The following is a 25,314-nucleotide window of genomic DNA, read 5'->3' as shown; positions in this document are numbered from 1 at the left end:
GCGGCCCGCAGCGGCTGCCCCTCCTTAGACTGAAAGAGTGAATGAACCCATGACAACTGCCCTGCAGCAGTCCACGGAAAACCTGGCCGGCCGGATCCACGATCCGGAAGTCCGGGGTTTCGCGTCCGACAACTACTCCGGCGTGCATCCAGAGGTCCTGACCGCACTGGCCGCCGCCAATGGCGGGCACCAGGTTGCCTATGGCGACGATGAATACACCCACAAGCTGGAGGGCCTCATCGAGGAGCTGTTCGGTGAGGGCGCCGAATGCTATCCGGTCTTCAATGGCACCGGCGCGAACGTAGTCGCGCTGCAGTCCCTGCTGCCGCGCTGGGGTGCGGTGGTCTGCGCCGGCACCGCCCACATCAATGTGGACGAGAACGGCGCTCCGGAACGGATCGGCGGCATGAAGCTGCTGCAGGTTCCGGCAACGGACGGCAAGCTGACGCCGGAACTGATCGACCGCGAGGCCTGGGGCTGGGGCGACGAGCACCGTGCACAGCCGCTGGCGGTGTCGATCGCCCAGACCACCGAACTGGGCACCTGCTACACGCCCGAGGAAGTCAAGGCCATCGCGGACCACGTGCACGCCCGTGGCATGAAGCTGCACATGGATGGCGCCCGGCTGGCCAACGCGGCCGCCCACCTCGGACTCCCGCTGCGCGCCTTCACCCGCGACGCCGGAGTGGACATCCTCTCCTTCGGCGGAACCAAGAACGGGCTGCTCTTCGGCGAACTCGTGATCGCCCTCAATCCCGAGGCCGCCCACGGCCTGAAGTACCTGCGCAAAATGGACATGCAGCTGGCTTCGAAGATGCGCTTCATCTCCGCCCAGTTCATCGCCCTGCTGGAGGACGGCCTCTGGTTGCGTTCGGCCGGGCACGCGAACGACATGGCCACCCGCCTGCGTGCCGCCGTGGACCGGATCGACGGAGTCGAGCCCACCCAGGCGACGCAGTCGAACGGCGTGTTCGCGATCCTGCCGCCCGGCGTGGCGGACCGGCTCCGGAATTCCTTCAAGTTCTACGACTGGGACGAAGCCGCGCGGGAAGTTCGCTGGATGTGCTCCTTCGACACAAGCGAAGCGGATATCGACGCCTTCGTTGCCGCGATCAAACGCGAACTGGCTGCGCAGTAGCCCCTGGGCCAATGCGGCCTGGGGTCACGGCACCTTGGCCGGGGCGGCGTGCCTACGGGATTTCGCCGCCCCGGACACATAATCTGCCAAGGTGAACGCTCTATCACAGCTTCCCGAGGACTTTCTTCACGCCTTGGGAACACTCCGGAAGGCGCAGTGCAGGCCCGAGCTGAAGCTCGGCGAAATCCCGGCCCCCACGCGCCTTGCCCCGTACGCCGTCGCCATGGGCGCAGAGGTGTTCAGCCACGCACCCGCCCGCCGCCAGCTGCCCGTCCACGGCCCGGCGGCCCTGGCCTTCGCAGCGGACAACCCCTCCACTGGCGACGATGACGAGGACAACGAACTCGCCACGGGCCGCTTCATCCTGCTGCATGATCCGGACGGCTCCGCCGTCTGGGACGGCGAATTCCGGATCGTGACCTACATCCGGGCCCAGCTGGAGGCCGACATGGGCAACGACGAAATGCTGGGCTCGGTGGCCTGGACCTGGCTGGTCGAAGCGTTGGAGAACCATAGTGCCCGGTACCGCGCGGCGGGCGGCACGGCAACCCGGATCCTCTCGGAAAGCTTCGGCACCCTCGCCGGCCGGCCGGACACCATCGACATCGAACTGCGGGCGTCCTGGACCCCGGCCAGCTCCGATGCGCAGGCCCACCTCGAAGCCTGGTCCGACATGGTCTGCACCTTCGCAGGCCTACCGCCCCTGCCGCCAGGGGTCACCCCCCTCCCGTCCCGGCGGTTGAACTGAATGTCCGCCCCCTGCGGGCGGCCTGCCGCGGCGACGGGACGGCGTTGTCCAACCCCCGGCCTGCCGGAATCGCTAGACTGTAAGGCACCATGAGTCCTGAAAACCTGGAACCCAACACAGCCGGCGGCCCGGCTGCTGAACCCGCCCCACACATCACCGTGGAAGGCTTCGACAACCCCATCCCCGAGGTAATCGACCTCGACGCCCCGCGCGAGGGCGTGCCGCTGGTCATCGACACCCTTGCCGGCCTGGAACGCTGCGCCGCGGCCATTGCCTCCGGAACCGGTCCCGCCGGAGTGGACGCCGAACGGGCCTCCGGTTTCCGCTACGGCCAACGGGCGTTTCTCGTGCAGATCCGGCGCGAAGGCGCCGGAACGTGGCTGATCGACCCCGAACCGTTCGAAGACCTGAAGATTGTCAACGAGGCCCTGTCCGGCGTCGAATGGATCCTCCACGCCTCCACGCAGGACCTGCCCTGCCTTTCCGAGCTGGGCATGTGGCCGGACAAGCTCTTCGACACCGAACTGGCCGCCCGCCTGGCCGGGCTGCCCCGGGTCGGGCTGGCCGCCGTCATCGAACAGCTCCTGGGCTTCGGCCTGGCGAAGGAACACTCCGCGGCGGACTGGTCCACCCGGCCACTGCCGGAACCTTGGCTGCGCTACGCCGCGCTCGACGTCGAAGTCCTCGCCGAACTGCGCGAGGAACTGATCGAACTGCTCGAAGCGGACGGCAAGCTGGAGTTCGCGGAGCAGGAGTTCGCCGGCATCCTGGCAAGCGGCGTCCCCGCACCCCGGGTGGATCCGTGGCGCAAGACGTCCGGTCTGCACCAGATCCGGGACCGGCGCCAGCTTGCCGCCGTGCGGGAATTGTGGCTGGAACGGGACCAGCTGGCACGAAAGCGGGACGTCGCACCGGGCCGGCTCATTCCGGACTCCGCGCTCGTGGCAGCCGCCAAGTCGCTGCCCTCCACGGTTCCGCAGCTTCTGGCCACCAAGGGCTTCCACGGCCGTGCCGCGCAGCGCGAAGCACCGCGCTGGCTACGCTGCATTTCCGTTGCCCGCGGCCTCGAGGACCTCCCGCCCCTGCACCTGCCGACGAACGCCCCGCCGCCGCCGCGCGTCTGGGCGGACCGGGATCCCGACGCCGCCGCCCGCCTGGCGACCGCGCGACCCCGCCTGCAGGCGGCCGCCGAGGAGCTGAAGCTGCCGGTGGAGAATCTCCTCACACCCGACTACCTGCGCCGCGTCCTGTGGCGGCCGCCGTCGGACATCACCACGGAGACGGTCGCCGCGGAGCTGCGCGAACTCGGTGCCCGGGAGTGGCAGATCGCCATCACCGCGCCCATCCTGGCCGAGGCGAGCCTGAACCCGGAACCCCTGCCGTCGAAGGAAACCCGGGAAAAGCCGGCTCCCTAGCTGCCGCTGCGCCGCGTCCCTGGCTTGATGAATCCCGTCTCGTAGGCCATGATCACGGCCTGGGTGCGGTCCCGTACCTGAAGCTTGGCCAACAGCGAGGCCACGTGGCTTTTGACTGTTTCGGGGCTGAGGTAGAGGGCCGATGCGATCTCGGCGTTGTTCCGGCCGGCCGCGAGCTCCGCGAGCACGTCCTGCTCCCGGGCGCTCAGCGTGGCGAGCAGTTTCGCGGCGGTTTGGTCGTGGCCGGGAACGGTGAGCTGCCGGACGGCTTCCGGGAAAACAACGCTGTCCCCGGAGGCCACCGTCCGCACCGCCTGGATGATTTCCTCGGGCCGGGACCGCTTGAGCAGGAAGCCTGACGCGCCGCTGCGCAGGGCCGCGAACACGTAGTCGTCGCTGCCGAAGGTGGTCAGCACCAGCACCTTCGGCCTTGCAGGGGCGCCGTCGGACGGGACCGGACGGCTCCCTTCCAGGAGCAGGCGGGTGGCCTGGATTCCGTCAATGCCGGGCATGCGGACGTCCATCAGGACGACGTCGGGCCGCAGGCGGGCGGCGAGGGCCGGCACCTCCGCCCCGTCCCCGGCTTCGCCAACCACCTCAAGTCCGGGTTCACCGTCGAGAATGGCGCGCAGCCCGGAGCGCACCAATGGTTCGTCGTCCACAACCAGGAGCCTGATCATCTTCCTGCGCTTCCCGAAGTCCCGCTGCCTCCCCAAGGCAGTTCCGCCGTCAGATGCCACATACCGCCGGATGCCCCGGCCTTGAACGTACCGCCCAGGAGGACCGCCCGCTCCGCCAGTCCGGCCAGCCCTCGGCCCCCTGCCGTGCGCAGGAGCGGAAGGTCCCGCGCACCGGAACGCACCGCCGTCGGAAGCCTGTTGCTCAGCAGGAGTCCGAGCGAACCGGCGGCAGGGCTGCCGCGCACCTCGACCACTACGGTGCACGCCGATTCCGGCGCATGCTTGGCCGCGTTGCTCAAGCCTTCCTGGACCATTCGGTAGAGCTCGGCGGCCACAGTGTCCGGCACGGCGTAGGGATCGCCCGCGAGGCGCAGTTCGGCGGGCGGACCGGTGGCCTGATGCCGCGCGATGAGTTCGTGAAGACGTTCCTGCAGGGCGCCCGGCTGGTCCGTGGGCGCCCGGAGGATCCCGAGCACGTAGTCCAGTTCCTCCAGGGCGGCCCGGCCCGCCTCTTCAACCGCAGCCATGGAGGCCGCCGCCTTGTCCGGCTCCGTGGCCAGCAGCCTGCGTGCAGCCGCCGCCTGCAGAGTGGTGACCGTCAGGGCATGCCCGATCGAATCGTGGAGTTCCCTGGCCAGCCCGTTCCGCCGGGCGAGCTCGCGGGCGTGCCGCTCGGCGATGGCGAGCTTCGCCTGTTCGGAGGGCCCCAGGAGCAGGACGGCCCAGACCCGCAGCTGGCTCGCCACCCCGACCAGCAGCGCCAGGGCGCCCATGCCGGCCGCCGCCAGGAGCCAGGCCGCGGCCACGGTCCCGACCCCGGGCAGCAGCTGGCCGGTGAACGGCTCAAGGCTTGTGATGCCGCCCCCGAAGGCCGCGAATGCGATCACGGCCAGTGTGGGCAACACGAACACCAGGACGGCGACGGCGAGCGCGCCGGACAGCAGGTGCACCAGGAACCAGAGCGCACCGCGGGCGACGTCGGCAAGGCGGGTTGTTCCGGCGGGTTCTTCCAGCGCGGTGCCAAGGAGCTCGTTGGCGGCGGTCCGTTCCAGGGTCCGCATGACGCGGAGGGTGGACGGCACGGCCAGCAGCCCGGCTCCGATGAGGAGGCTGCTGGGCACGGCCAGCGGATTGGCGGCGGCAAGCCGCCACAACTGCACGATCCAGAGGGCGACGGCGGCATAGGGCACGGCGAGCAGCCCGCCGATCATGAGGAACACGGCTGCCCGCGTCGCCGCGGACAGCCGTGCCCTGTTCGAGCCGGTTTGGTTCGAGCTGATGTCCTTCGAGCTAGTGTGGCCCACGCCCAACATTGTTCCCCATCAGCCCGCGCGGTGGCACGAGGCACAGGCCCCGCGCCGCCGCAGCCAGTACGCCAGGGTGGCCGCGCCCAGCGCGACGCCCCAGAGCGGCCACAGGAATGCGGGCCCCAACGGCGCCCAGTTGCTGAGGCTGAAACCCGGGATGGTGCCTTCCGAGGGCAGTCCGGCCATCATGAGCATCGTCACCGACGCCGGGATGATGGCCATCGCCACGAAGGCGGCGGGAACAACAGCCAGGGTGATCGGCACCCGCTTGCCGGCGAGCCCGGGGATCCACCGCGGGAAGGCCTCTCCCCAGCGTTGCACCAGGCCCAGCGTCAGCACGGAGCCCAGGACCGCCATGCCGCCGAGCCCAAGTGCGCTCGTGTCCATTCCCTGGGATTGCATCCCGTCCAGCAGTCCGGGCTCCACGCCGAGCGGAATCCCGAAAGCCCAGCAGATCCGGGTCGCCGCGTAGATCAGCGGAACGACCACTGCCACTGCCACGGCGATGCGTCCCCAGCGAGCGGCTGCACCGGCGCTGAAAGGACCGCCCGCCGTCCCGTCGCCGCGGCCGCACTTTGCGCACGCTTGCCGTGCCCGACGGTTTACGGCGACCGCCAGCGCCGCCCACAGCGCGGCTCCCGCGGCAAGTGCCAACAGGTTCAACTGGGCCGGGTCCAGCAGCCGGGGCAGGGCCTGCTGGATCTGAGGGTCATAGGAAACCTTCGCGATGATCACGGGAATGTAGCCGAGCACCGAAAGCAGGCGGGCGTCCCCCACCAGGACCAGCGCTGCAAGGCCCGTCAATGCCGCCATCGCCGTCACCGCGGCCCGGAGCCCGGGAACGGCCCGGTCCTGCCGGGCACCGGCAGCGCAGGCTGCGGCGAGCAGCGCGGCCAGTCCGGCGAGCGCCGTCAGTCCCCAGCCCAGCAGGGCGTTCGGGGCTCCGTGGAGCAAGGCCATGGAGTATCGGTCGCCGTCGCCGACGGGAAACGGCTGCCCCGACAATCCAGCGATGGTGCCCGCGAGCGCGTAGAGTGCGGCGAGGACGGCCGTCACTGCCGCCAACCTGCGCGTGCCGTTGCCGGCGTGGGAGGCTGCCGGCAGCGTGGTTGCTTCATTCCTTGTGTTGCCATTGTGTGTTGTCATGCTTCAACCCTCCCGCCGGACCGCCCGCGCCTGATCCCCGTGACGGGTGGATGCACTCCCCCGCATGGGGGATATCCGTACCACCGGAACGCAGCCTTGCCGGGTAAGTTACTGGCGAGTAACATTATCTCGAAATCCCCGTCTCAAAGAGGAGCAACACATGACCCCCAGCGGGAATAAGCAGCAGCGGGCGGTCCGCGACGTCGTCTTTGTGGACGGCGTACGCACGCCCTTCGGCAAAGCAGGGGAAAAGGGCATCTACGCCGGCACCCGCGCCGACGACCTCGTGGTGAAGTGCATCCGCGAACTCATGCGGCGCAACCCCTCCCTGCCCGCCGAACGCATCGACGAGGTGGCCATCGCCGCCACCACCCAGACCGGGGACCAAGGACTCACCATCGGCCGCACCGCCGCCCTGTTGGCGGGGCTGCCGCGCACCGTTCCCGGCTTTGCGATCGACCGCATGTGTGCCGGTGCCATGACGGCGGTAACGACGACGGCGAGCGGCATCGGCTTCGGCGCCTACGACGTCGTGATCGCCGGCGGAGTGGAGCACATGGGCAACCACCCCATGGGCGCCGGCGCGGACCCGAACCCCCGCTTCATGTCCGAACGCCTGGTGGACCCTGCAGCCTTGAACATGGGCAATACGGCCGAGAACCTGCACGACCGTTTCCCTGCGATCACCAAGGAACGCACGGACGCGTACGCCGCCGCATCGCAGGCCAAGCTGGCGGCAGCCTACGCCGGGGAGCAGATCCAGCCGGACCTGGTGCCCGTGGCAGCGAAGAAGCCCGGCGTGGGCTGGGCCTTCCACACCACTGATGAACCGCCCCGGCCCGGCACCACCGTGGCCGACCTCGCTGAGCTGCGCACGCCGTTCCGCCCGCACGGCCGGGTCACCGCCGGCAACGCGGCCGGCCTGAACGACGGCGCGACGGCGGCGGTCCTCGCCTCCGCGGATGCCGCGGAGGAACTGGGCCTGGCCGTGAAGATGCGCCTGGTCGCCTACGCCTTCGCCGGCGTCGAGCCCGAGGTCATGGGTATCGGACCGGTGCCCGCCACCGAAAAGGCGCTACGGAACGCTGGACTGTCGATCGGGGACATCGGCCTGTTCGAAATCAACGAGGCCTTCGCCGTGCAGGTGCTCAGCTTCCTGGACCACTTCGGAATCGCCGACGACGACCCCCGGGTCAACCGCTACGGCGGGGCGATCGCCGTCGGGCATCCGCTCGCGTCCTCGGGCGTCAGGCTCATGAACCAGCTGGCCCGGCAGTTCGAGGAGGATCCCTCGGTGCGGTACGGCATCACCACCATGTGCATCGGCCTCGGCATGGGCGCCACCGTCATCTGGGAGAACCCGCACCACCCGGACTACACTGCCGCAACGAGCGAAACCACAGACATCAGCAGCACCGACCGCAAGGGAGCCGCCGCATGAGCGCCGCAGATTTCCGGAAACTGGCAGACCTTTTCCCCGACGAAACGGTCACCCACTCCTACGTCCAGGACATCGAGCTGCCGGCCGTCGGCGGCAAGGCGGGCGCCGGCACCTTCGCCCTGATCACCTTGGACAACGACCTCGACCACAGCAAACCCACCACCCTGGGCCCGAACACCCTGGTGGAGCTCGGCACAGTGTTGGAAGGACTCAAGGAACGGGCCGCCCGGGGCGAAATCGTGGGCGTCGGGGTGACCGGCAAGCCGTACTTTCTGGTGGCCGGCGCCGACCTGTCCGCCGTCAAGACGCTGCGCGAACGCGAGCACGGACTCTGGATGGCGCAGCTGGGCCATGAGGTCTACGGATCCCTGGCCTCCCTGGGAGTGCCGAGCTTCGCCTTCATCAACGGCCTGGCGCTGGGCGGCGGCCTGGAGATCGCCCTGCAGTCCAACTACCGCACGGCGTCCACCGGTGCCGGCGCCCTTGCCCTGCCGGAAGCCCTTCTCGGCCTGGTTCCGGGCTGGGGCGGCGTGTACCTGCTCCCCCGCCTCATCGGGCCGGAGAACGCGGTCAAGGTGATGATCGAAAACCCGCTGAGCAACAACCGCACCCTCAGCGGACCGCAGGCCTTTGAGCTGGGCATCGCCGATGTCCTCTTCGAACCCGCCGATTTCCTGGAGCAGTCCATCGCCTGGGCCGCGCGGGTCATCGCCGGTGAAACGGCCCCCGAACGGCGCAACGCCGTCGACCCTGCCGATCCCGCCGTCGCGGAACGCTGGGCGGCCGCCGTGGTGGGCGGCCGGGCCTTTGTGGAGGCCAAGACGTCCAACGCTTCCCCTGCACCGGCCAAGGTACTGGACATCATGGAAGCCAACCGCACCCTGAGCCAGGCGGAGTCCGCGGCCCTGGAATGCGACACTTTGGCCGATCTGATGCAGACGGACGAGTTCCGCTCCACCGTCTACGCTTTCCTGGACCTCGTGCAGAAGCGTTCCAAGCGGCCAGCGGGTGCACCCGACCGCAAGCTCGCCCGCCCGGTGACCAAGGTCGGCGTCGTCGGCGCGGGGCTCATGGCGAGCCAACTGGCGCTGCTGTTCGCCCGCCAGCTCAAGGTTCCTGTGGTGCTTACGGACATCGAGCAGGAACGCGTGGACAAGGGTGTGGCCTACGTCCATGCCGAGGTTGACAAGCTGCTCGGCAAGAAGCGCATCAGCCAGGACGCGGCCAACCGCACCAAGGCTCTCGTGAGCGGCTCGGTATCCAAGGAGGCCTTCGCCGACGCGGACTTCGTGATCGAGGCCGTGTTCGAGGAACTGAGCGTCAAGAAGCAGGTCTTCGCCGAGGTGGAGGAAATCGTCTCCGCCGAGTGCATCCTGGCCACGAATACCTCCTCCCTGTCAGTCACCGCAATGGCGGAGGGCCTCAAGCACCCCGAACGGCTGGTGGGCTTTCACTTCTTCAATCCGGTGGCCGTCATGCCGCTGCTGGAGATCGTCCGCGCGCCGCAGACCGACGACGCCGTGCTCGCCACCGCTTTCGAACTGGCCAAGGGCCTGAAGAAGACGGCGGTGCTGGTCAAGGACGCCGCAGCCTTCGTGGTCAACCGCATCCTGCTGCGCCTCATGGGCGAAGTGATCGCCGCCTTCGACGAAGGCACCCCCGCCGAGGTGGCGGACACCGCCCTGCGGCCCATGGGCCTGCCGATGTCTCCCTTCACCCTCAGCGCGATGGTGGGCCTGCCCGTGGCCCAGCATGTGCAGGAATCCCTGCACGCTGCCTTCGGCGACCGGTTTGCTGTCTCGCACAACCTGCAGAAGCTGATCGACAACGGAGTGAAAACCCTCTGGGTCGAGGGACCTGACGGCTCCCGGGTGATCCCCGAGGAGACACTGTCGCTGATGTCCTTCGGCAACTCACCCTCCACCGGGGCGGAAGTGCTCCGCCGGACCCAAGACGCCTTGGCCGAGGAAATCGGACTCATGCTCCAAGAAGGCGTGGTGGCCGGGCCGGAGGACATCGACCTTTGCGTCATCCTCGGTGCGGGCTGGCCAATGTTCCTGGGCGGGATCACCCCGTACCTGGACCGGGTGGGCGCCTCCGAGCGGGTCAACGGCAAGCGGTTCCTCGCCCCGGGGGTCGCCTCGGCGCCGGCAGCCTCCTAGGCGCCCAAGCAGCCGTCCGGACACAAGTGGAAGGCTGATCCGAAAGGGCGGCAGCGGAACACCCTCCGCTGCCGCCCTTTCGGCTGTCCGGGCTGCTGATTCAGCTGCTATTCCAGGGGCGTGAGAACCCCGCCGTCGAGCCGCAGCATGCGGTGCGCACGCGCGCGGGCGTAACCGAGGTCGTGGGTGACCATCACCACGGCGGCGCCGCGCGAGGCGGCGTCCGCCATGGCGGCGTCCAGGACGTCCAGGCCGTTCCGGTCCAGGCCCACAGTCGGCTCGTCCAGGGCCAGCACCGCCGGCTCCCGCGCGATCACCGTGGCCAGGGCCAGCAGCCTCCGGGACGACGCCGGCAGCTCCAGCGGATGGGTTTCCCATTGTGCGTCGAGGCCGACGGCGGCCAGGGCGGCGAGGGCGCGTTCCCGCACCCGGGCATCATCGGCGTGACGGCGGAACAGTCCGCGCTTCGCACCCAGCCCGAACGCGACCTCCCGCAGCGCCGTCCGTTCGAAGAGCTGGAACCGGGGGTCCTGGAACAGCAGCCCGACGTGGGCGGCCAGGAGTCCCGCAGCTGTTCCGGCGGTGGGCGCGCCCTTGAGCAGCACGGTTCCGGAGCCGGGGCGGAGCAGGCCGTTGAGCTGCCGAAGCAGCGTCGACTTCCCGCTGCCGTTGGGGCCGGTGACGGCCAGGACCTCCCCGGGCCGGACCGGCAGGTCCACGCCGTGCAGGATGTCCGCCCCGGGGCCGGCGGCTTCGTCGTAGCGGAAGCGGACGTCCCGCAGCTCCAGGACGGGGACAGTACCCGCGCGGCTGGGCGGGTGCACCGGGCGGGCAGGCGCAGCGCCAGGGACCACGACGCCGGAGCGGACCAGTACGTCTCTGTGTGGAGAGGCAGCGGCCAGCAGGACGTCCGGCGCCCCCGTGGCGAGCTGCTGGCCGGCGTCGGGCCCCCTGCCTCCCAGTACGGTCCAGTGCGCGGCGGTGCGGCTCAAGGCGTCTGCTGTCGAACTGAACACGACCACGGAGGTCCCGGCCTCAAGGAGGCGCCGCAGCAGCCGCTCGACCGTCGCGGCTCCTGCGGCATCAAGGGACGCCAACGGCTCATCGAGCAACAGTACGGCGGGCCGGCCGATGACGGCGCAGCCGATGGCCAGGCGTCGGAGTTCACCGCCGGAGAGGGTAGCCGGGTCGCGTCCCAGCAGATCCTGCAGCCCGGTGAGTTCGGCGGTGTCGGCGATCCGGCGCCGCATTTCCTCCGCCGGGACGCCAAGGTTTTCCAGCCCGAACGCCAGTTCGCCGGCCACGGTGTCCCTCACGGTCGAAAGCATCGCGGCGGAGTCCTGGGGCACGTAGGCTACGTGCGCGGCCCAGGCGGCCGGGTCAATCCGGGGGTCGTCGTTGCCGCCCGCGAAGTCGATGACGCCGGCGCCGGACGCACCCAATTCGAGCCGGCCGCGGAGTTCTCCGCCGTGGTGCCCGGGCAGCCAGGCCGCGAGGATCCTGGCCAGGGTGCTCTTGCCGCTGCCGGAGCCGCCGAGCACGGCCGTCAGGCTCCCGGCTTCCACGCTGAGCCGGACGTCCCGGAGCGCCGGGGCATCTGCCCCGTGGAAGGTGAAGGTCTGCACGTGCGCCGCCAGCAGCGGCCCCGCGTTCATGCCCGCCCGCCCATGAGCGCCAGCGCCACCCGGCCTGCCACAGCGGCGGCGCAAACCACGAACAACGCCCGGCGGGCAGCACGCTGGCGGGTCGAATCAGGCACCGTCTGGAGACTGGTGTGCGGCTGCCGGCCCGAGAAGCCCCGGGCATCGAGGGCCTGGGCCCGTTCCCCGGACTCATGAACCAGGGACAGCACCAGCGGTACGGCCTGCAAGCGGGCGGCGAGGAGCCGGGACGCGAGGCTCCGCCCGATCACGAGTCCCCTGGCTTCCTGCGCGGCCCGGATGCGGCGGATCCGGTGGGCGGCCGCCGGCAGCAGGGTCAGGGCCGACACCACGACGAAACCGAGCCGGGGCGGGAGCCCGCGGGCTGACAGGACCGTGAGCAGTTCCGGGACGCGGACGGTGAAGGAAAACAGCAGGAACGCCAGGACGAAGACGCCGGTGCGGAGGCCGGCGTCGAGGGCGAAGAGCAGCCCTTCCCGGGTGACAGCGGCGGGGCCGAAGGATGCCAGCACAGTCCGCCCTTCGGGGAAGAAGAGCCCGTGCACCAGCAGCAGCGCCGCCCAGAACGGCAGCAGGATGGCCGCGGCGGCACGCAGCACCGAGGCCGCCCGCGCCTGCCGCAGCGTCAGGAAAAAGAGCCCGGCCAAGACAGCGAGCGAAAAGGCCCAGTGCGCGGCCGCCGTCGTGATGACCGCGACGGCGGCAGCACCGCCGAGGGTGGTCAGGGGGTTCAGGCGCTCCAGCGACGAACTGCCGGGGGTCATGCCTTGGCTGCTGGCTCCCCGCCCCCGGGCACCCGGCCCGCGAGTACCCGGAAGCGGCGCACGAAGGGGAACTGGAAGGAGCTGCGGCGCGGCAGGGCGTAGACCAGGAGGGCCGCCACGGTGAAGACGATCGCCTTGTCCGCGGGGTCGGAGATCAGTGCTTGCTTGGTGATGGCGGCGAGCAGGGTGTCCCCCATGGCGCGGAACGCGGACACGATGGCTCCTGTGGCCAGCCCGGACGTGCCGCCGAACACGAACGCGGCGATCGGCGCTGACACCACGCCGCCCAGCACGCCGGCGAGGAAGCCCGCGAACGGTACCAGGTAGAAGCGGCGGAACACGCCGGCACGCGCCGCGAGTCCGGCCAGCCAGCCGATCAGGGCGGCACCCGCGGCGAACGGCAGCACCGTGGGGTTGAACAGGGACCAAACGATGGAGCTCAGGGCTCCGGTCGCGGCACCGGCGGCAGGCCCGGCAAGGACCGCCACGAGCACCGTGCCGATCGCATCCAGGTAGAACGGTACGAGGGTGCTGCCCACGAACTGGCCCAGCACGATGTTCAAGACCATGGCGATCGGGATGAGTACCACGGTGGAGGTGGGCAGCGTGGGAAGGACCGCGACCACCAGGAGCACGGCGCCGAGGAGAAAGCCGCCCAGCGCGGCTAGGGCGGCAAGGCTGCCGGGACCGGCGGCGATGTCCGCGGGCTGGGTGAGTACCAGCACCACGTAGGTCACGATGATCGAGGCGGCGCCGAGGATCTCGAGGAGGCGCCGGCGCTTGGGGGCTTCGAGCAGGAGGAGGGAAGACTGCTGCGGTGACGGGGAGGCCATGGTGGGTCCTTGCTGTGGGCTGTGCACGCGTTCCGCCTATGTCACCTCGGCGCAGGAACCATCCTAACCGCCAGACGGCTCCATGGACCGGGCCAGCGCCCCGAGCGAGCGGATCAGCTCGGCGAAAGCCTCCTCCGGGTGGTTTTCCGAAACGATCCGGGCATTCGGCGCCTCGTCCCAGAGTCCGCGGTAGTCGGCCACGGTGGTGCCGAACAGCCGCGGGGCCGCGGTCTCCACGTGCACCGTGGCCGTGCGGGTTCCGTAGCGGACGGTTCCGGCCGCCACGGCCGCGGCGAAGTAGTCGTGCACGTGGGCGATGTAGCCCTGGTCATAGGCGCGGTGGAACTCGAAGTAGAAGCGCAGCATGTCGCTCAGGTGCCGCACCAGGGGGTTCGACGCCGTGCTGCGCTGGCCTTCCTGCTGGCCGGGCAGCACGAGCTCGGGCGCGGCGCATCCGGCTTCCCGGGCGAAGGCCTCCACGTGCTCCGGGCGCATTTCGATCCGCTCCGTGGTTTCCAGGGCGCACACCACGGGCAGTCGGTCTGCGGGCAGCCCCGAGAACGCGGCGAACACCTCCGCTGCGGCGTGCGGGTCCACGTGGGTGTTCCACTCGGCGGTAGGCGTGGTGTTGCCCTGGTAGTAGTAGCTGCCGCCCATGATCACGACGCCGCGCAGCAGCTCCGGGAGCCGCGGCTCGGCGCGCAGTGCGAGGGCGAAGTTCGTCAGTGGTGCCGTGAGGAGCGCGGTCAGCTCCCCAGGGCGCGCCCGGGCCGCTTCGATCCAGAGTTCGACGGCGTCCCCCGGGTGCACGCTGCCCTGCGGTTCCGGGAGCTCAGCGTAGCCGATGCCCTGCGGCCCGTGGGTTTCCGGCGTAGTTACCAGCGGGATCCGCAACGGCGCCCTGGCCCCGATGGCCACGGGGACATCCGGGCGGCCGCACAGCTCCAGCAGGGCGAGGTTGTTGCGGGCCACCTGATCCGCATCGACGTTGCCCGGGGTGCTGCTCACGGCCACGAGTTCCACGTGCGGCTGGCTGCACAGGTAGGCAAGGGCAAGGGCGTCGTCGATGCCCGTATCGCAGTCCAGCAGCAGGCTGACCGGTTCCGGCATCAGAAGAGCGCAACCTTGGGCTGCGGCGGGAAGATGTCGTCCAGTTCGGCGCGCTCTTCCGCGGTGGGGACCCAGCACACCGCGGCGGCGTTCTCCGTGACCTGCTCCGGCCGGGTGGCTCCGGCGATCACGCTGCTGACGGCCGGCTGCGCGGCGAGCCAGGAGAACGCCAGCTGCAGTTCGTTCAGCTCGCGTTCCTTGGCGAAGCGGCTGAAGCGGCCCAGCTGCTCCCAGTCGGCGTCGTCCACCATATGGGTGCGGGTATGGCTGAGGCGCGAGCCCTTGGGGGCCTGGCCGGGGGCGTACTTGCCGGTGAGCAGGCCGTTGGCCAGCGGGAAGTACGGCAGCACACCCAGGCCAAGTGCCTCGGCCGCCGGCAGGACTTCCAGTTCCGCGCGGCGGTCCAGGAGGTTGTAGTGGTTCTGGGTGGAGATGAAGCGGGTGCCGCCGCTCATGCGGGCCACGTACTCGGCCTCGGCGATCTGCCAGCCGGTTCGGTTGGAATGGCCGATGTAGCGGACCTTGCCGCTGCCGACGAGGTCGTCCAGGGCCGAGAGGGTTTCCTCGATCGGGGTCAGCGGGTCCGGTGTGTGGTACTGGTAGAGGTCGATCCAGTCGGTGTTCAGGCGGCGCAGTGACGCTTCGACCGACTGGATGATGTACCGCCGCGAACCGCGGGCGCCGAAATCCTTGCCGTTGGCACCTTTCATGTCCATGCCGAACTTGGTGGCCACGATCGCGTCGTCCCGGCGGCCCCTGAGCGCCTTGCCGAGCATGGTTTCGCTGAGGCCGGGTTCCTTGCCGTAGATGTCCGCGACGTCGAACAGCGTCACTCCCGCATCGAGGGCCGCGTGGACGACGGCGTCCGTGCCCTTCTGCGTTTCGGTGGCGGTGTTGGCCCTGCCCAGGTTGTTGCAGCCCAGCCCGACCACGGAAACGGTCAGTCCGGAATTTCCAAGACGGCGGTATTCAGTCATGGTCCCCAGCCTAGCCTGCGAGGCCGGGCGCTAACGGCCTTCAGGAGGGGAAGCTGATTCCCGCTTCTTCCATGGCATCCTGGAGCTGGGCCATCGTCTTCGGGCCCATGCCGTGCAGGCCGGCGATCCGCTCTTCGCCCATTTCGGCGAGCTGTTCCAGGGTCTCCAGGCCCTCGTGGGCCAGCGCCCGGCGGGCGGGAGCGGAGATGCCCTTGGGCAAAGGCGTGTGTCCTGGCCAGTTGCTCTTGGATGTCACAGGGGCTTCCCTTCCAGGCGTGGAGTGGTGGTCCTTAGAGGGTAAAGCCAGTGACGTTTTTGGGCGAGTGCTTGAGCTTGAAGGCCTCCGGTTCCCCGTGCGGCGCGGCGGCAATGCTGAGCTTGGTGAAGTCCAGATCCTCGCCGCGGATGCATACCTTGATGGCGTTGACCGCCTTGTTCACATCCGGGCAGAGGCAGAAGATGTTGAGCCGGGAGTTCCCGATTTCCGACCGTTCCACGGTACCCAGTCCGCGCCAGGCGAGGGCGCTGCGCAGGGCCGTGCTTGCCTTGCGTTCGAGGTAGCGGTCCCGTTCGGTGCCGTCCTTGCTCTTCAGCGCGAACTGGGCCACCAGCCAGAACTGCTCGGATTCAGGCAGTTCCGCGTAGCCGTCTTCGTCGCACTGTGCCGCGAACGCGGCCAGGAGTCCTTCCGCACCGTTTTCGTCGTCGACGTCGGTGGCGTCAGTGCTGCTCTGGTGGCCCACGGTGCCGTGGTTGATGACGAACTGGCCGAAGTCCTCGTCGTACCAGGCCTCGCGGAACAGCAGTACGCCGTCCTCGTCCCGTTTGTAGCTGCGGATGATCCCGCTCATGCCCGTCCTTTTCCGAACCATGCGGCGCACGTGCTGGCGGGCCCGGTGCCGTCGAACGGTTCCTGTTGTGTGAGTACTTCCTGGTACAGCCGCCCGGTCTCGCCGCGGATCGCGGCCACGGTATGTTCCGGGTAGCCCATGGAGAGCCGGCGTTCCTCGAACTCGTCTTCGTCGTCGACGAACACACCGTGCTTCGTGGACCGGATCACGTCCAGGTCCATGTCGATCATGTGGAACTCCGCCACGCCGTCACGGATGGTCTTCCAGCCGTGGTCCAGGGCCAGGTCAATGTAGATCCGGAAGTCCCCCGGATAGCTGTCGTCGTAGAAGGTGGCCACGTAGTCCCCGCTGCGCGGGACCAGCAGTACGGCGTCGGAGGCGGTGTAGAAGGCTGCGCCGGGGCGGGAGCAGAATTCGTTCCTGCCTTGGAACACCCACCAGCCGTGGATGTCTTCGCCGAGGTAGCGCCCCGGGACCACCCAATGGGCGGTGCCGTCCCATTTGCGGTTGCGGGCCACCACGAGATCGCCGGGCTGCAGGCCTTCCGGGTGTCTGGTCATCACAGGGTGGGCAGGCTGCCGGTGGTCGGGTGTGCCTGGCCCGGCAGCGGGCGGGCGAAAGGCACCTTCGTCCCGAGGACCTGGGCCACAATGTCGTGCGTGATCTGCTGGGCGGTCAGCCCGACGCGTTCGAGGACCTGGCTGCGGGTGCCGTGCGAGAGGAACTCGACGGGCAGACCCACCTCGTTCAGGGCGGTGTCCACACCGGCGGCCCGCATCTCCTGGCGGATCCGGGAGCCGACCCCGCCGGCGCGTACGCCGTCCTCGATGCAGATCACCAGACGGTGGTGGGCCGCGAGGGCGATGATGGATTTGCGCACGGGCAGCACCCAGCGGGGGTCCACCACGGTGGAGCTGATCCCCTGCGAGCCGAGCCGGGCCGCGACGTCGAGCGCGAGTTCGGACATCGCGCCGACGCTGACGATCAGGACGTCGTTCTCGGTGGAGCCTTCGGGGCGCCTCGCCAGCACGTCCACGCCGTCGGCCAGCCGCTCGATGGCCTCGACTTCCTTGCCGACGCTGCCCCGCGAGAAGCGCACCACGCTGGGCGCGTCGCCGATCGCCACGGCCTCGCGCAGTTCCTCGCGCAGGCGGGTGGCGTCGCGCGGTGCCGCGAGGTGCAGTCCCGGCACAATCTGCACCATGGCCATGTCCCACATGCCGTGGTGGCTGGCGCCGTCGGGACCGGTGACGCCGGCCCGGTCCAGGACGATGGTGACGCCGGCCTTGTGCAGGGCGACGTCCATCAGGAGCTGGTCGAAAGCCCGGTTCAGGAAGGTGGCGTAGACGGCCACCACGGGGTGCAGGCCGCCGAAGGCCATGCCCGCCGCGGAGGTGAGGGCATGCTGTTCGGCGATGCCGACGTCGAACACCCGTTCCGGGTGCCGTGCGGCGAACTTGTGCAGGCCCACCGGGATGAGCATGGCACCGGTGATTCCCACGATGTCCTTGCGCTCATCCGCGATGTCGGCGATTTCCTCGGCGAACACGGAGGTCCAGGACTGCGCGCCGGGCGATGCCGTGGGCTCGCCGGTTTCCGGGTCGATGACGCCGACGGCGTGGAACTGGTCGTCCTCATGGGCGCGGGCCGGCGCGTAGCCATGGCCCTTTTCCGTCATGGCGTGCACGATCACCGGTCCGCCGTAGTGGCGGGCCGTGGTGAGGGCGTTTTCCAGGGCCTGCAGGTTGTGGCCATCCACCGGGCCGATGTACTTCATGCCCAGGTCCTCGAACATGCCCTGGGGCGCCCACCAGTCCTTGATGCCCTTCTTCATGGCATGCAGGCTCCGGTAGGTGAACTGGCCCAGCGGGCCGCCGTCCTGCAGCCGCTTCTTCCACCTGTCCAAAGCGACCTCGTAGGCCGGGGCGGCGCGGAAGGAATCGATGGTGGGACGCAGGGACGCCAAATAGTCGGCCAGGCCGCCGACCGTGGGGGCGTAGGAGCGGCCGTTGTCATTGACCACGATCACCACGCGGCGGCGCTTGTCCGCGGCGATGTTGTTGATGGCTTCCCAGGCCATGCCGCCGGTCAGTGCCCCGTCGCCGACGACTGCCACCACGTAGCGGTCACCGTCACCAGTCAGCTGCCGGGCGCGGGAGATGCCGTCCGCCCAGGACAGCGAGGAGGAAGCATGGGAGCTCTCGACAATGTCGTGTTCGGACTCGCCGCGGTCCGGGTATCCGGAGAGGCCGCCCTCCTGGCGGAGGGTGCTGAAGTCCTGTCGTCCCGTGAGGAGCTTGTGCACATAGGACTGGTGTCCGGTGTCGAAGACGATGCTGTCGCGGGGAGAGTCGAAGATCCGGTGGATCGCCATCGTCAGCTCCACGACGCCGAGGTTCGGGCCGAGGTGGCCGCCGGTCTGGGCGACGTTGGTGATCAGGAAGGACCTGATTTCGTCTGCGAGCTGTTCCAGTTCAGTGCTGCCCAGCGTGGCCAGGTCCTGCGGAGTCCGGATTGTCTCCAAGAGTCCCAACGGCCCCTCCTTAGGTGATTGACGTGCCTGTTAACTTTAGCGCCTTGCCGGCCGGGCCCTAACCTCGCCGCACGGTGCACGGCGGCCGGCCGGGACAAAGCGGAACGACGGCGGCCCCGGCCGGTCAGAAGACCAGCCGGGGCCGCCGTCGTCGTACTCTGCGTATTAGTTCGCCGAGATCTGGCGCAGCACGTACTGCAGGATGCCGCCGTTGCGGTAGTAGTCCGCTTCGCCGGGGGTGTCGATGCGCAGCACGGCGTCGAAGGACTTCGAGCTGCCGTCCTCGGCCGTGGCGGTCACCTTGAGCGTCTTTGGCGTGATGCCGTTGTTGAGCTCGGTGACGCCTGCCACGGAGAAGGTTTCGGTGCCGCTCAGGCCCAGGGTCGCGGCGGATTCGCCGGCCGGGAACTGCAGCGGTAGGACGCCCATGCCGATCAGGTTGGAGCGGTGGATGCGCTCGTAGCTTTCGGCGACGACGGCCTTCACGCCCAGCAGCGCGGTGCCCTTGGCAGCCCAGTCACGCGAGGAGCCGGAACCGTATTCCTTGCCTGCCAGGACCACCAGCGGCGTGCCGGCGGCCTGGTAGTTCTGGGCGGCGTCGTAGACGTAGGCCTGCGGGGCGCCTTCCTGGGTGAAGTCCTTCGTGAAACCGCCCTCGACGCCGTCGAGCAGCTGGTTCTTGATGCGGATGTTCGCGAAGGTACCGCGGATCATGACTTCGTGGTTGCCGCGGCGGGAACCATAAGAGTTGAAGTCCTTGCGCTCCACGCCGTTGGCCAGCAGGTACTGACCCGCCGGGGTGTCCGACTTGAAGGAGCCGGCCGGGGAGATGTGGTCGGTGGTGACCGAGTCGCCCAGCTTCAGCAGGACGCGGGCGCCCTCGATGTCCTGGACGGGCTCCGGCTGTGCCTTCATGCCCTCGAAGTACGGGGGCTTCCGGACGTAGGTGGAGTCCTCGGCCCAGGCGAAGGTGTCACCGGCGGGCGTGTCGAGTGCCTTCCAACGGTCGTCGCCGTCGAAGACGCCTTCGTAGCCCTTGGTGAACATGGCTTTGTCGATCGAGGAGTCGATGACTTGCTGGACCTCGACGGGGTTCGGCCAGATGTCCTTCAGGAAGACCTCGTTGCCTTCGGAATCGGTGCCCAGGGCATCGATGTCGAAGTCGAAGTCCATGGTGCCGGCCAGGGCGTAGGCGATGACCAGCGGCGGGGAGGCCAGGTAGTTCATCTTGACGTCCGGGTTGATGCGGCCTTCGAAGTTGCGGTTGCCCGAGAGGACAGCCGTGACCGAGAGGTCGTTGGCCTGGATGGCCTCGGAGATTTCCGGCTCCAGCGGGCCGGAGTTGCCGATACAGGTGGCGCAGCCGTAGCCCACGATGTAGAAGCCGAGCTTCTCCAGGTACGGCGTGAGGCCGGACTTCTCGTAGTAGTCGGTGACGACCTTCGAGCCCGGGGCCACGGAGGTCTTGACCCACGGCTTGGCGGTGAGGCCCTTGTCCACGGCGTTGCGGGCCAGCAGGGCAGCGGCGAGCATGACCGAAGGGTTGGAGGTGTTGGTGCAGGAGGTGATCGAGGCGATCGACACCGCACCATGGTCCAGTTCGAACTCGCGGCCGTCAGCGGTCTTGACGTGGACCGGAGAAGACGGGCGGCCGTGGGAACCGTTCGCGGCGGACACGACGCGGGCGGTCTCGGTGGTGTGCGAGTCCGCGTGGGTGAAGGACGGCGAATCGGAGGCCGGGAAGGACTCGTCCAGGGACTCGTCCACGCTGCCGTCTTCGATGGAGACGTAGTTGTGGATGTCCTTGCGGAACTGCTCCTTGGCGTCCGTGAGCTCGATGCGGTCCTGGGGACGCTTCGGGCCCGAGATGGACGGAACCACGGTGGACAGATCCAGCTCGAGGTATTCGGAGAAGCGCAGCTCGCGGGACGGATCGTGCCAGAGGCCCTGTTCCTTGGTGTAGGCCTCGACCAGGGCGACGTTTTCCTCGGAGCGGCCGGTGAGGCGCAAGTAGTCCAGGGTGACGTCGTCGATCGGGAACATGGCGGCCGTGGAACCGAATTCCGGGCTCATGTTGCCGATGGTGGCGCGGTTTGCCAGCGGCACGGCGGCAACGCCTTCGCCGTAGAACTCGACGAACTTGCCCACCACGCCGTGCTTGCGCAGCATTTCGGTGATGGTCAGGACGACGTCGGTGGCAGTGGCGCCGGCCGGGATGTTGCCGTTGAGCTTGAAGCCCACGACGCGCGGGATGAGCATGGAGACCGGCTGGCCGAGCATGGCGGCTTCGGCTTCGATGCCGCCAACGCCCCAGCCCAGCACGCCCAGGCCGTTGACCATGGTGGTGTGCGAGTCGGTGCCGACGCAGGTGTCCGGGTAGGCGCGCAGGACGCCGTTGACTTCACGGGTCATGATGGTGCGGGCCAGGTATTCGATGTTGACCTGGTGCACGATGCCGGTTCCCGGGGGGACAACCTTGAAGTCGTCGAACGCGGTCTGGCCCCAGCGCAGGAACTGGTAGCGCTCACCGTTGCGCTGGTATTCGATTTCCATGTTGCGCTCGAGGGCGCCGGAGTTGCCGAAAACGTCGATCTGGACGGAGTGGTCGATGACCATTTCGGCCGGTGCCAGCGGGTTGACGCGCTTGGGGTCGCCGCCGAGGTCCCTGACGGCTTCACGCATGGTGGCCAGGTCCACGACACAGGGGACGCCGGTGAAGTCCTGCATGATGACGCGGGCCGGGGTGAACTGGATCTCGGTGTCGGGCTCCGCATTCGGGTCCCAGCCGGCCAGGGCGCGGACGTGGTCGGCCGTAATATTGGCGCCATCCTCGGTCCGCAGGAGGTTTTCAAGCAATACCTTGAGGCTGAACGGAAGGCTGTCTGCGCCCTCAACGGAGTTCAACCGGAAAATTTCGTAATCGGTGCCGGCTACATTCAGTACGCCTTTGGAACCGAAGCTGTCCACAGTGCTCATGGCAGGACTCCTCTCGCAACAGCTTTCATCTTTGTCGCGCGGGTCAGCGCTATCTAGTTAGGTAAGCCTAATTCGAGCGCCGGGCATCGTGGCCTGCCAGGGCCAGGGACGCGACATGGGACGACTATGGCCCCATCGTAGTGTCGGCTAGGCGTCGGGCACCAGCAATGCCACGGTTTCCAGGTGGTGGGTGTGCGGGTACAGGTCGAACGCCCGCAGTCCCCCGAGTTTCCAGCCGCCGGTTTGGAAGTAGCCCAGGTCCCGGGCGAACGAGGCCGGATCGCAGGACACATACGCGATGGCGCGCGGGCCCGAATCCATGAGCTGCCGCACCACGGCCTTGCCCGCACCGGCGCGGGGCGGGTCGATGACCAGCGAATCGAAACGGCGGGGCCGGTTCCGCAGCACCCGTTCCACCCGTCCCTGCACGATCTCGACATGCCCTTCGCCGTGCAGGTTCTTGCGTGCGTCCCTGCTGGTGCCCGGGGAGCCTTCCACGGACAGCACCGATCCGGTGATGCCGACGGCGTCCGCCAGCGGGGCGGTGAACAGCCCGGCGCCGGCGTAAAGATCGGCGACGGCCGAGCCCGGAAGGAGGTAGCCGCCGTCGTGCAGGAAGCCACGGACGGCGTCCACGAGTGTTTCCGGGGCGTCCTTGTGGATCTGCCAGAAGCCTTCGCCGGTGACCCGGTATTCGTGCCCGGCGGCCGATTCCTGGACCCAGGTGCGGCCACGCAGCTGCAGTACATCGCCCTTGGCCGGGTCGAAGCGCGCCACCGAAATGTCCTGCGGCAGCCGGGCCAGGATCCTGCCCAGCCGTTTCGGGTCGGCGTCGTCTTCCGGGGCGAGCAGCACCAGGGGCCGCGAGCCGTTGGCCGGTGCGGCGACTTCGATGCGGGAGATGCCGTGCAGATCGAGTTCCCAGAGCCTCAGCTCGTTGATCGCCTGGACGGCGAGCGGCATCTCGCGGACCGGGACCACGACGTCGGAGCGGTGCGCGTGCATGCCCAGCCGGCCGTCGGGAGTCACGGCAAAGCCGGTACGGGTGCGCCAGGCCAGCCCGTCGCCGTCGTGCCCCGCTGTTCCGCCAGTGGCGGAGCCCGCAGGTTCAACCTCCACGTGCAGGTCCAGTCCGGCGAGCCGCTTCAGCTGCTCGGCCAGGACCTCGGACTTCAGCCGCCGCTGCCGTTCCAGGCCGATGTGCCCGAACTCGGCACCGCCCACGGGCGGACCCCCCTTGCGCCAGGCGGCGGGCGAATCGGCCGGCTGCCAGAAATGCCGCCGCCGGTCGTCCGAGGCTTCCAGGACCTCGACGACGTCGGCCCGCCAGAAACTCGACCCGTCCTCCGCGTCGGTCAGGCGCACCCGGACCTTCTCCCCGGGGATGCCGTGCCGGACGAAAACCACCCGGCCTTCGTGGCGGGCAACGAAGTGCCCGCCGTGGGCGACGGGCCCGACGTCGAGCACCAGTTCGCGCGGGGCCGCGTCACTGGGGCGGCCGGGACGGGAAAGCTGGTGTTGCGTCATAGGGTGTCCTGCAGTGCCTTTGCTTCTTCGGAGGATTTGAGCTGCCACGGCACGCTGGCCACCATGACGCCGGGTTCAAAGTGGAGCCGCGCCTTGATGCGCAGCGCCGTCTGGTTGTGCACCAGCTGTTCCCACCATTTGCCCACCACGTATTCGGGAATGTAGACCACGATCAGGTCCCGCGGCGAATCCCGGCGCATGTTCTTCACATAGGACAGGATGGGCGTCACGGTTTCGCGGTACGGGCTGGCGAGCACGGTCAGCGGCACCGGGATGTCCAGCTTGTCCCAGTCGGCGACGGTGTGTGCCGTCTCCTCCGAGTCGATGTCCACGATGATGGCGTCGAGCCGCGACGGCCGGGACGCCCGGGCGTAGGCCAGCGCCCGCAGCACCGGCTTGCGGACGTGCGAGACCAGCAGGATCGCGTGCACCCGGGTGGGGAGGGCACGCGGCGAGGAGTCCTCGTCCACGGCCAGTTCCTTGGCCACGTTGTCGTAATGGGCGCGGATGCTCCACATGATCAGGAACAGCACGAACATGGCCAGCAACGCGATCCAGGCACCCTGTTCAAACTTGGTGATGAGCACGATCGTCAGGACCAACGCCGTCATGCCGAAGCCCACCATGTTGATGGTGCGCGACTTGAGCACCCGCAGCCGTACGGCTTTGTCCCGTGCCAGTTTCAGTTCGCGGCCCCAGTGCCGGATCATGCCCAGTTGGCTGGCGGTGAAGGAGATGAACACGCCCACGATGTAGAGCTGGATCAGCTTGGTGACGTCGGCGTTGAAGGCCAGGATCAGGACTAGAGCACCGGCAGCCAGGGCCAAGACGCCGTTGCTGTACGCCAGGCGGTCTCCCCTGGTGCGGAGCTGGCGGGGCAGGTAGCCGTCCTGGGCGAGGATGGAGCCAAGCACCGGGAAGCCGTTGAACGCCGTGTTGGAGGCGAACACGAGGATGATGCCGGTGGCGGCCACCACGACGTAGAACGGGATGGAGCCGGGGCCGAAGATGGTCTGGGCGATCTGGCTGATGGCCGGGTTCTGGATGTAGCCCTCCGGCAGGGGCTGGCCGTTGAGCAGGAACTCCGTGGCCGGGTCCAGCACGATGTGCACCTTGGTGGCGTTGGCCAGGTAGATGATGCCGGCCAGCATGGCGGAAGCGATCACGCCGAGCAGCAGCAAGGTGGTGGCGGCGTTCTTGCTCTTGGGCTTCTTGAAGTTGGGCACACCGTTGCTGATGGCTTCCACGCCGGTCAGGGCCGCGGCACCCGAGGAGAAGGCGCGCAACAGCAGGAAAGCGCCGGCCAGGCCCACGAGGCCTTCGTCGAAGCCTTGTTCCGGGACAATGGTGAACGCCGCGGACGGCGCCTGCCCCAGCTGCCCCGTGACGGCCTGGAAGATGCCGACGGCGGTCATTCCGAGGATGGAGAGCATGAAGATGTAGGTGGGGACCGCGAAGACGGTGCCGGCTTCCTTGATGCCGCGCAGGTTGACCAGCGCCAGGATGATGACGCCGACAGTGGCGATCAGCGCCTGCTGGCCGTGCAGGCTCGGGACCGCCGTGGTCAGGTAGGCTGCCGCCGAGGACATCGACACGGCCACGGTGAGGACATAGTCCACCAACAGCGCGGAAGCGACGGTGAGGCCGGCATACTTGCCGAGGTTGACGTTGGCGATCTCGTAGTCGCCGCCGCCGGACGGGTAGGCGTGCACGTTCTGCCGGTACGAGGCCACGACTGTGAGCAACACCACCATGACGGCCAAGCCGACGAGGGGCGAGAAGGACACCGCGCTCACGCCGGCCAGGGCCAGCGTGAGGAGGATTTCGTCCGGCGCATAGGCCACGGAGGACAACGCGTCGGAGGCGAAGATCGGCAGCGCGATGCGCTTCGGCAGCAAGGTGTGGGACAAGCGGTCATTCCGGAAGGGCCGCCCCACCAGCACCCGTTTGACCGCGTTGAAAATAGTCAGCACCCGGCCACGTTACTCGCAATCACAGGCGATGTCATGGCACACGACATCTGCCCCGGTAGAGTCTTACGCAGC

Annotated in this window: 20 protein-coding genes; 5 read left to right on the top strand and 15 right to left on the bottom strand. The window is 68.7% G+C overall.

Annotated elements, in window-relative coordinates; all coding sequences use genetic code 11:
* The first annotated feature begins 49 nt into the window (after nt 1-49).
* From ACZ9CK_RS07155 to ACZ9CK_RS07145, 3 genes are all read left to right on the top strand, one after another.
* A complete protein-coding gene (locus tag ACZ9CK_RS07155) occupies nt 50-1,138 on the top strand; it encodes a threonine aldolase family protein (protein ID WP_426303431.1) in 1,089 nt (362 codons plus the stop codon).
* 91 nt (nt 1,139-1,229) lie between these two features.
* Nucleotides 1,230-1,886 (top strand): DUF3000 domain-containing protein, encoded by a 657-nt coding sequence (locus ACZ9CK_RS07150; RefSeq protein WP_476049614.1) that lies wholly within the window; start codon nt 1,230-1,232, stop codon nt 1,884-1,886.
* Nucleotides 1,887-1,975: 89 nt separating this feature from the next.
* Nucleotides 1,976-3,301 carry an HRDC domain-containing protein gene (locus tag ACZ9CK_RS07145; RefSeq protein ID WP_426303094.1) on the top strand — a complete coding sequence of 442 codons (1,326 nt, stop codon included), beginning with the start codon at nt 1,976-1,978 and terminating at the stop codon, nt 3,299-3,301.
* Here the strand turns inward: ACZ9CK_RS07145 and ACZ9CK_RS07140 are convergent.
* The 3 genes from ACZ9CK_RS07140 to ACZ9CK_RS07130 are packed head-to-tail and all read right to left on the bottom strand — an operon-like array spanning nt 3,298 to nt 6,434.
* On the bottom strand, nt 3,298-3,981 hold the full coding sequence (locus ACZ9CK_RS07140; protein WP_426303093.1) for a response regulator transcription factor: 684 nt from the start codon (nt 3,979-3,981) through the stop codon (nt 3,298-3,300). The genes ACZ9CK_RS07145 and ACZ9CK_RS07140 overlap by 4 nt on opposite strands.
* Complete coding sequence (locus tag ACZ9CK_RS07135) at nt 3,978-5,285, bottom strand: sensor histidine kinase (RefSeq protein WP_476049613.1); 1,308 nt, start codon at nt 5,283-5,285, stop codon at nt 3,978-3,980. The genes ACZ9CK_RS07140 and ACZ9CK_RS07135 overlap by 4 nt, the downstream gene beginning before the upstream one ends.
* A gap of 18 nt (nt 5,286-5,303) precedes the next feature.
* A complete protein-coding gene (locus ACZ9CK_RS07130; protein WP_476049612.1) occupies nt 5,304-6,434 on the bottom strand; it encodes a hypothetical protein in 1,131 nt (376 codons plus the stop codon).
* 160 nt (nt 6,435-6,594) lie between these two features.
* Here ACZ9CK_RS07130 and ACZ9CK_RS07125 point away from each other — a divergent pair, with 160 nt between their 5' ends.
* Both ACZ9CK_RS07125 and ACZ9CK_RS07120 read left to right on the top strand, forming a co-directional pair.
* Nucleotides 6,595-7,875, top strand: coding sequence for a thiolase family protein (locus ACZ9CK_RS07125; protein ID WP_476049611.1), 1,281 nt, complete (start codon nt 6,595-6,597; stop codon nt 7,873-7,875).
* Complete coding sequence (locus ACZ9CK_RS07120) at nt 7,872-10,037, top strand: 3-hydroxyacyl-CoA dehydrogenase NAD-binding domain-containing protein (protein WP_476049610.1); 2,166 nt, start codon at nt 7,872-7,874, stop codon at nt 10,035-10,037. Before ACZ9CK_RS07125 ends, ACZ9CK_RS07120 begins: the two co-directional genes overlap by 4 nt.
* Nucleotides 10,038-10,144: 107 nt before the next feature.
* On the opposite strand, the gene ACZ9CK_RS07115 is transcribed toward ACZ9CK_RS07120, so the two are convergent.
* From ACZ9CK_RS07115 to ACZ9CK_RS07060, 12 genes are all read right to left on the bottom strand, one after another.
* Nucleotides 10,145-11,692, bottom strand: a complete 1,548-nt coding sequence (locus ACZ9CK_RS07115) for an ABC transporter ATP-binding protein (RefSeq protein ID WP_476049609.1) — start codon at nt 11,690-11,692, stop codon at nt 10,145-10,147.
* Nucleotides 11,689-12,462: an energy-coupling factor transporter transmembrane component T family protein gene (locus ACZ9CK_RS07110; protein ID WP_476049608.1), complete on the bottom strand. Its 774-nt coding sequence runs from the start codon at nt 12,460-12,462 to the stop codon at nt 11,689-11,691. The genes ACZ9CK_RS07115 and ACZ9CK_RS07110 overlap by 4 nt, the downstream gene beginning before the upstream one ends.
* Nucleotides 12,459-13,295, bottom strand: coding sequence for an ECF transporter S component (locus ACZ9CK_RS07105; protein ID WP_476049607.1), 837 nt, complete (start codon nt 13,293-13,295; stop codon nt 12,459-12,461). The genes ACZ9CK_RS07110 and ACZ9CK_RS07105 overlap by 4 nt, the downstream gene beginning before the upstream one ends.
* Nucleotides 13,296-13,358: 63 nt before the next feature.
* On the bottom strand, nt 13,359-14,405 hold the full coding sequence (locus ACZ9CK_RS07100) for a nucleoside hydrolase (protein WP_476049606.1): 1,047 nt from the start codon (nt 14,403-14,405) through the stop codon (nt 13,359-13,361).
* Nucleotides 14,405-15,382 carry an aldo/keto reductase gene (locus ACZ9CK_RS07095; protein WP_476049605.1) on the bottom strand — a complete coding sequence of 326 codons (978 nt, stop codon included), beginning with the start codon at nt 15,380-15,382 and terminating at the stop codon, nt 14,405-14,407. The genes ACZ9CK_RS07100 and ACZ9CK_RS07095 overlap by 1 nt, the downstream gene beginning before the upstream one ends.
* Nucleotides 15,383-15,422: 40 nt before the next feature.
* Nucleotides 15,423-15,638 carry a helix-hairpin-helix domain-containing protein gene (locus ACZ9CK_RS07090; RefSeq protein WP_426303083.1) on the bottom strand — a complete coding sequence of 72 codons (216 nt, stop codon included), beginning with the start codon at nt 15,636-15,638 and terminating at the stop codon, nt 15,423-15,425.
* A 34-nt stretch (nt 15,639-15,672) separates the two neighbouring features.
* Nucleotides 15,673-16,233: a hypothetical protein gene (locus ACZ9CK_RS07085; RefSeq protein WP_426303082.1), complete on the bottom strand. Its 561-nt coding sequence runs from the start codon at nt 16,231-16,233 to the stop codon at nt 15,673-15,675.
* Entirely contained in the window at nt 16,230-16,793 is a 564-nt protein-coding gene (locus ACZ9CK_RS07080) for a DUF402 domain-containing protein (protein WP_426303081.1), read from the bottom strand. The genes ACZ9CK_RS07085 and ACZ9CK_RS07080 overlap by 4 nt, the downstream gene beginning before the upstream one ends.
* On the bottom strand, nt 16,793-18,766 hold the full coding sequence (gene dxs / locus ACZ9CK_RS07075) for a 1-deoxy-D-xylulose-5-phosphate synthase (protein ID WP_426303080.1): 1,974 nt from the start codon (nt 18,764-18,766) through the stop codon (nt 16,793-16,795). Before dxs ends, ACZ9CK_RS07080 begins: the two co-directional genes overlap by 1 nt.
* Nucleotides 18,767-18,931: 165 nt before the next feature.
* Nucleotides 18,932-21,742, bottom strand: coding sequence for an aconitate hydratase AcnA (gene acnA, locus ACZ9CK_RS07070; RefSeq protein ID WP_476049604.1), 2,811 nt, complete (start codon nt 21,740-21,742; stop codon nt 18,932-18,934).
* Nucleotides 21,743-21,889: 147 nt separating this feature from the next.
* The gene (locus tag ACZ9CK_RS07065; RefSeq protein WP_426303078.1) at nt 21,890-23,269 is read right to left on the bottom strand and encodes a class I SAM-dependent RNA methyltransferase; all 1,380 of its coding nucleotides are present in this window, start codon (nt 23,267-23,269) and stop codon (nt 21,890-21,892) included.
* On the bottom strand, nt 23,266-25,242 hold the full coding sequence (locus ACZ9CK_RS07060; RefSeq protein WP_426303077.1) for an APC family permease: 1,977 nt from the start codon (nt 25,240-25,242) through the stop codon (nt 23,266-23,268). The genes ACZ9CK_RS07065 and ACZ9CK_RS07060 overlap by 4 nt, the downstream gene beginning before the upstream one ends.
* Nucleotides 25,243-25,314: the final 72 nt, after the last annotated feature.

This window comes from Arthrobacter sp. TE26545 (assembly GCF_056279005.1).
The sequence above is the reverse complement of the archived record's forward strand: the minus strand, read 5'-3'. Positions and strand labels throughout refer to the sequence as shown.

What these genes read in the sequence shown, in the direction of transcription:
- ACZ9CK_RS07140 (WP_426303093.1), bottom strand. Translation starts at nt 3,981, where the DNA reads ATGATCAGGCTCCTGGTTGTGGACGACGAACCATTGGTGCGCTCCGGG.
- ACZ9CK_RS07120 (WP_476049610.1), top strand. Translation starts at nt 7,872, where the DNA reads ATGAGCGCCGCAGATTTCCGGAAACTGGCAGACCTTTTCCCCGACGAA.
- ACZ9CK_RS07130 (WP_476049612.1), bottom strand. Translation starts at nt 6,434, where the DNA reads ATGACAACACACAATGGCAACACAAGGAATGAAGCAACCACGCTGCCG.
- ACZ9CK_RS07125 (WP_476049611.1), top strand. Translation starts at nt 6,595, where the DNA reads ATGACCCCCAGCGGGAATAAGCAGCAGCGGGCGGTCCGCGACGTCGTC.
- ACZ9CK_RS07155 (WP_426303431.1), top strand. Translation starts at nt 50, where the DNA reads ATGACAACTGCCCTGCAGCAGTCCACGGAAAACCTGGCCGGCCGGATC.
- ACZ9CK_RS07085 (WP_426303082.1), bottom strand. Translation starts at nt 16,233, where the DNA reads ATGAGCGGGATCATCCGCAGCTACAAACGGGACGAGGACGGCGTACTG.
- ACZ9CK_RS07080 (WP_426303081.1), bottom strand. Translation starts at nt 16,793, where the DNA reads ATGACCAGACACCCGGAAGGCCTGCAGCCCGGCGATCTCGTGGTGGCC.
- ACZ9CK_RS07145 (WP_426303094.1), top strand. Translation starts at nt 1,976, where the DNA reads ATGAGTCCTGAAAACCTGGAACCCAACACAGCCGGCGGCCCGGCTGCT.
- ACZ9CK_RS07115 (WP_476049609.1), bottom strand. Translation starts at nt 11,692, where the DNA reads ATGAACGCGGGGCCGCTGCTGGCGGCGCACGTGCAGACCTTCACCTTC.
- ACZ9CK_RS07100 (WP_476049606.1), bottom strand. Translation starts at nt 14,405, where the DNA reads ATGCCGGAACCGGTCAGCCTGCTGCTGGACTGCGATACGGGCATCGAC.
- ACZ9CK_RS07105 (WP_476049607.1), bottom strand. Translation starts at nt 13,295, where the DNA reads ATGGCCTCCCCGTCACCGCAGCAGTCTTCCCTCCTCCTGCTCGAAGCC.
- ACZ9CK_RS07065 (WP_426303078.1), bottom strand. Translation starts at nt 23,269, where the DNA reads ATGACGCAACACCAGCTTTCCCGTCCCGGCCGCCCCAGTGACGCGGCC.
- ACZ9CK_RS07095 (WP_476049605.1), bottom strand. Translation starts at nt 15,382, where the DNA reads ATGACTGAATACCGCCGTCTTGGAAATTCCGGACTGACCGTTTCCGTG.
- ACZ9CK_RS07110 (WP_476049608.1), bottom strand. Translation starts at nt 12,462, where the DNA reads ATGACCCCCGGCAGTTCGTCGCTGGAGCGCCTGAACCCCCTGACCACC.
- acnA (WP_476049604.1), bottom strand. Translation starts at nt 21,742, where the DNA reads ATGAGCACTGTGGACAGCTTCGGTTCCAAAGGCGTACTGAATGTAGCC.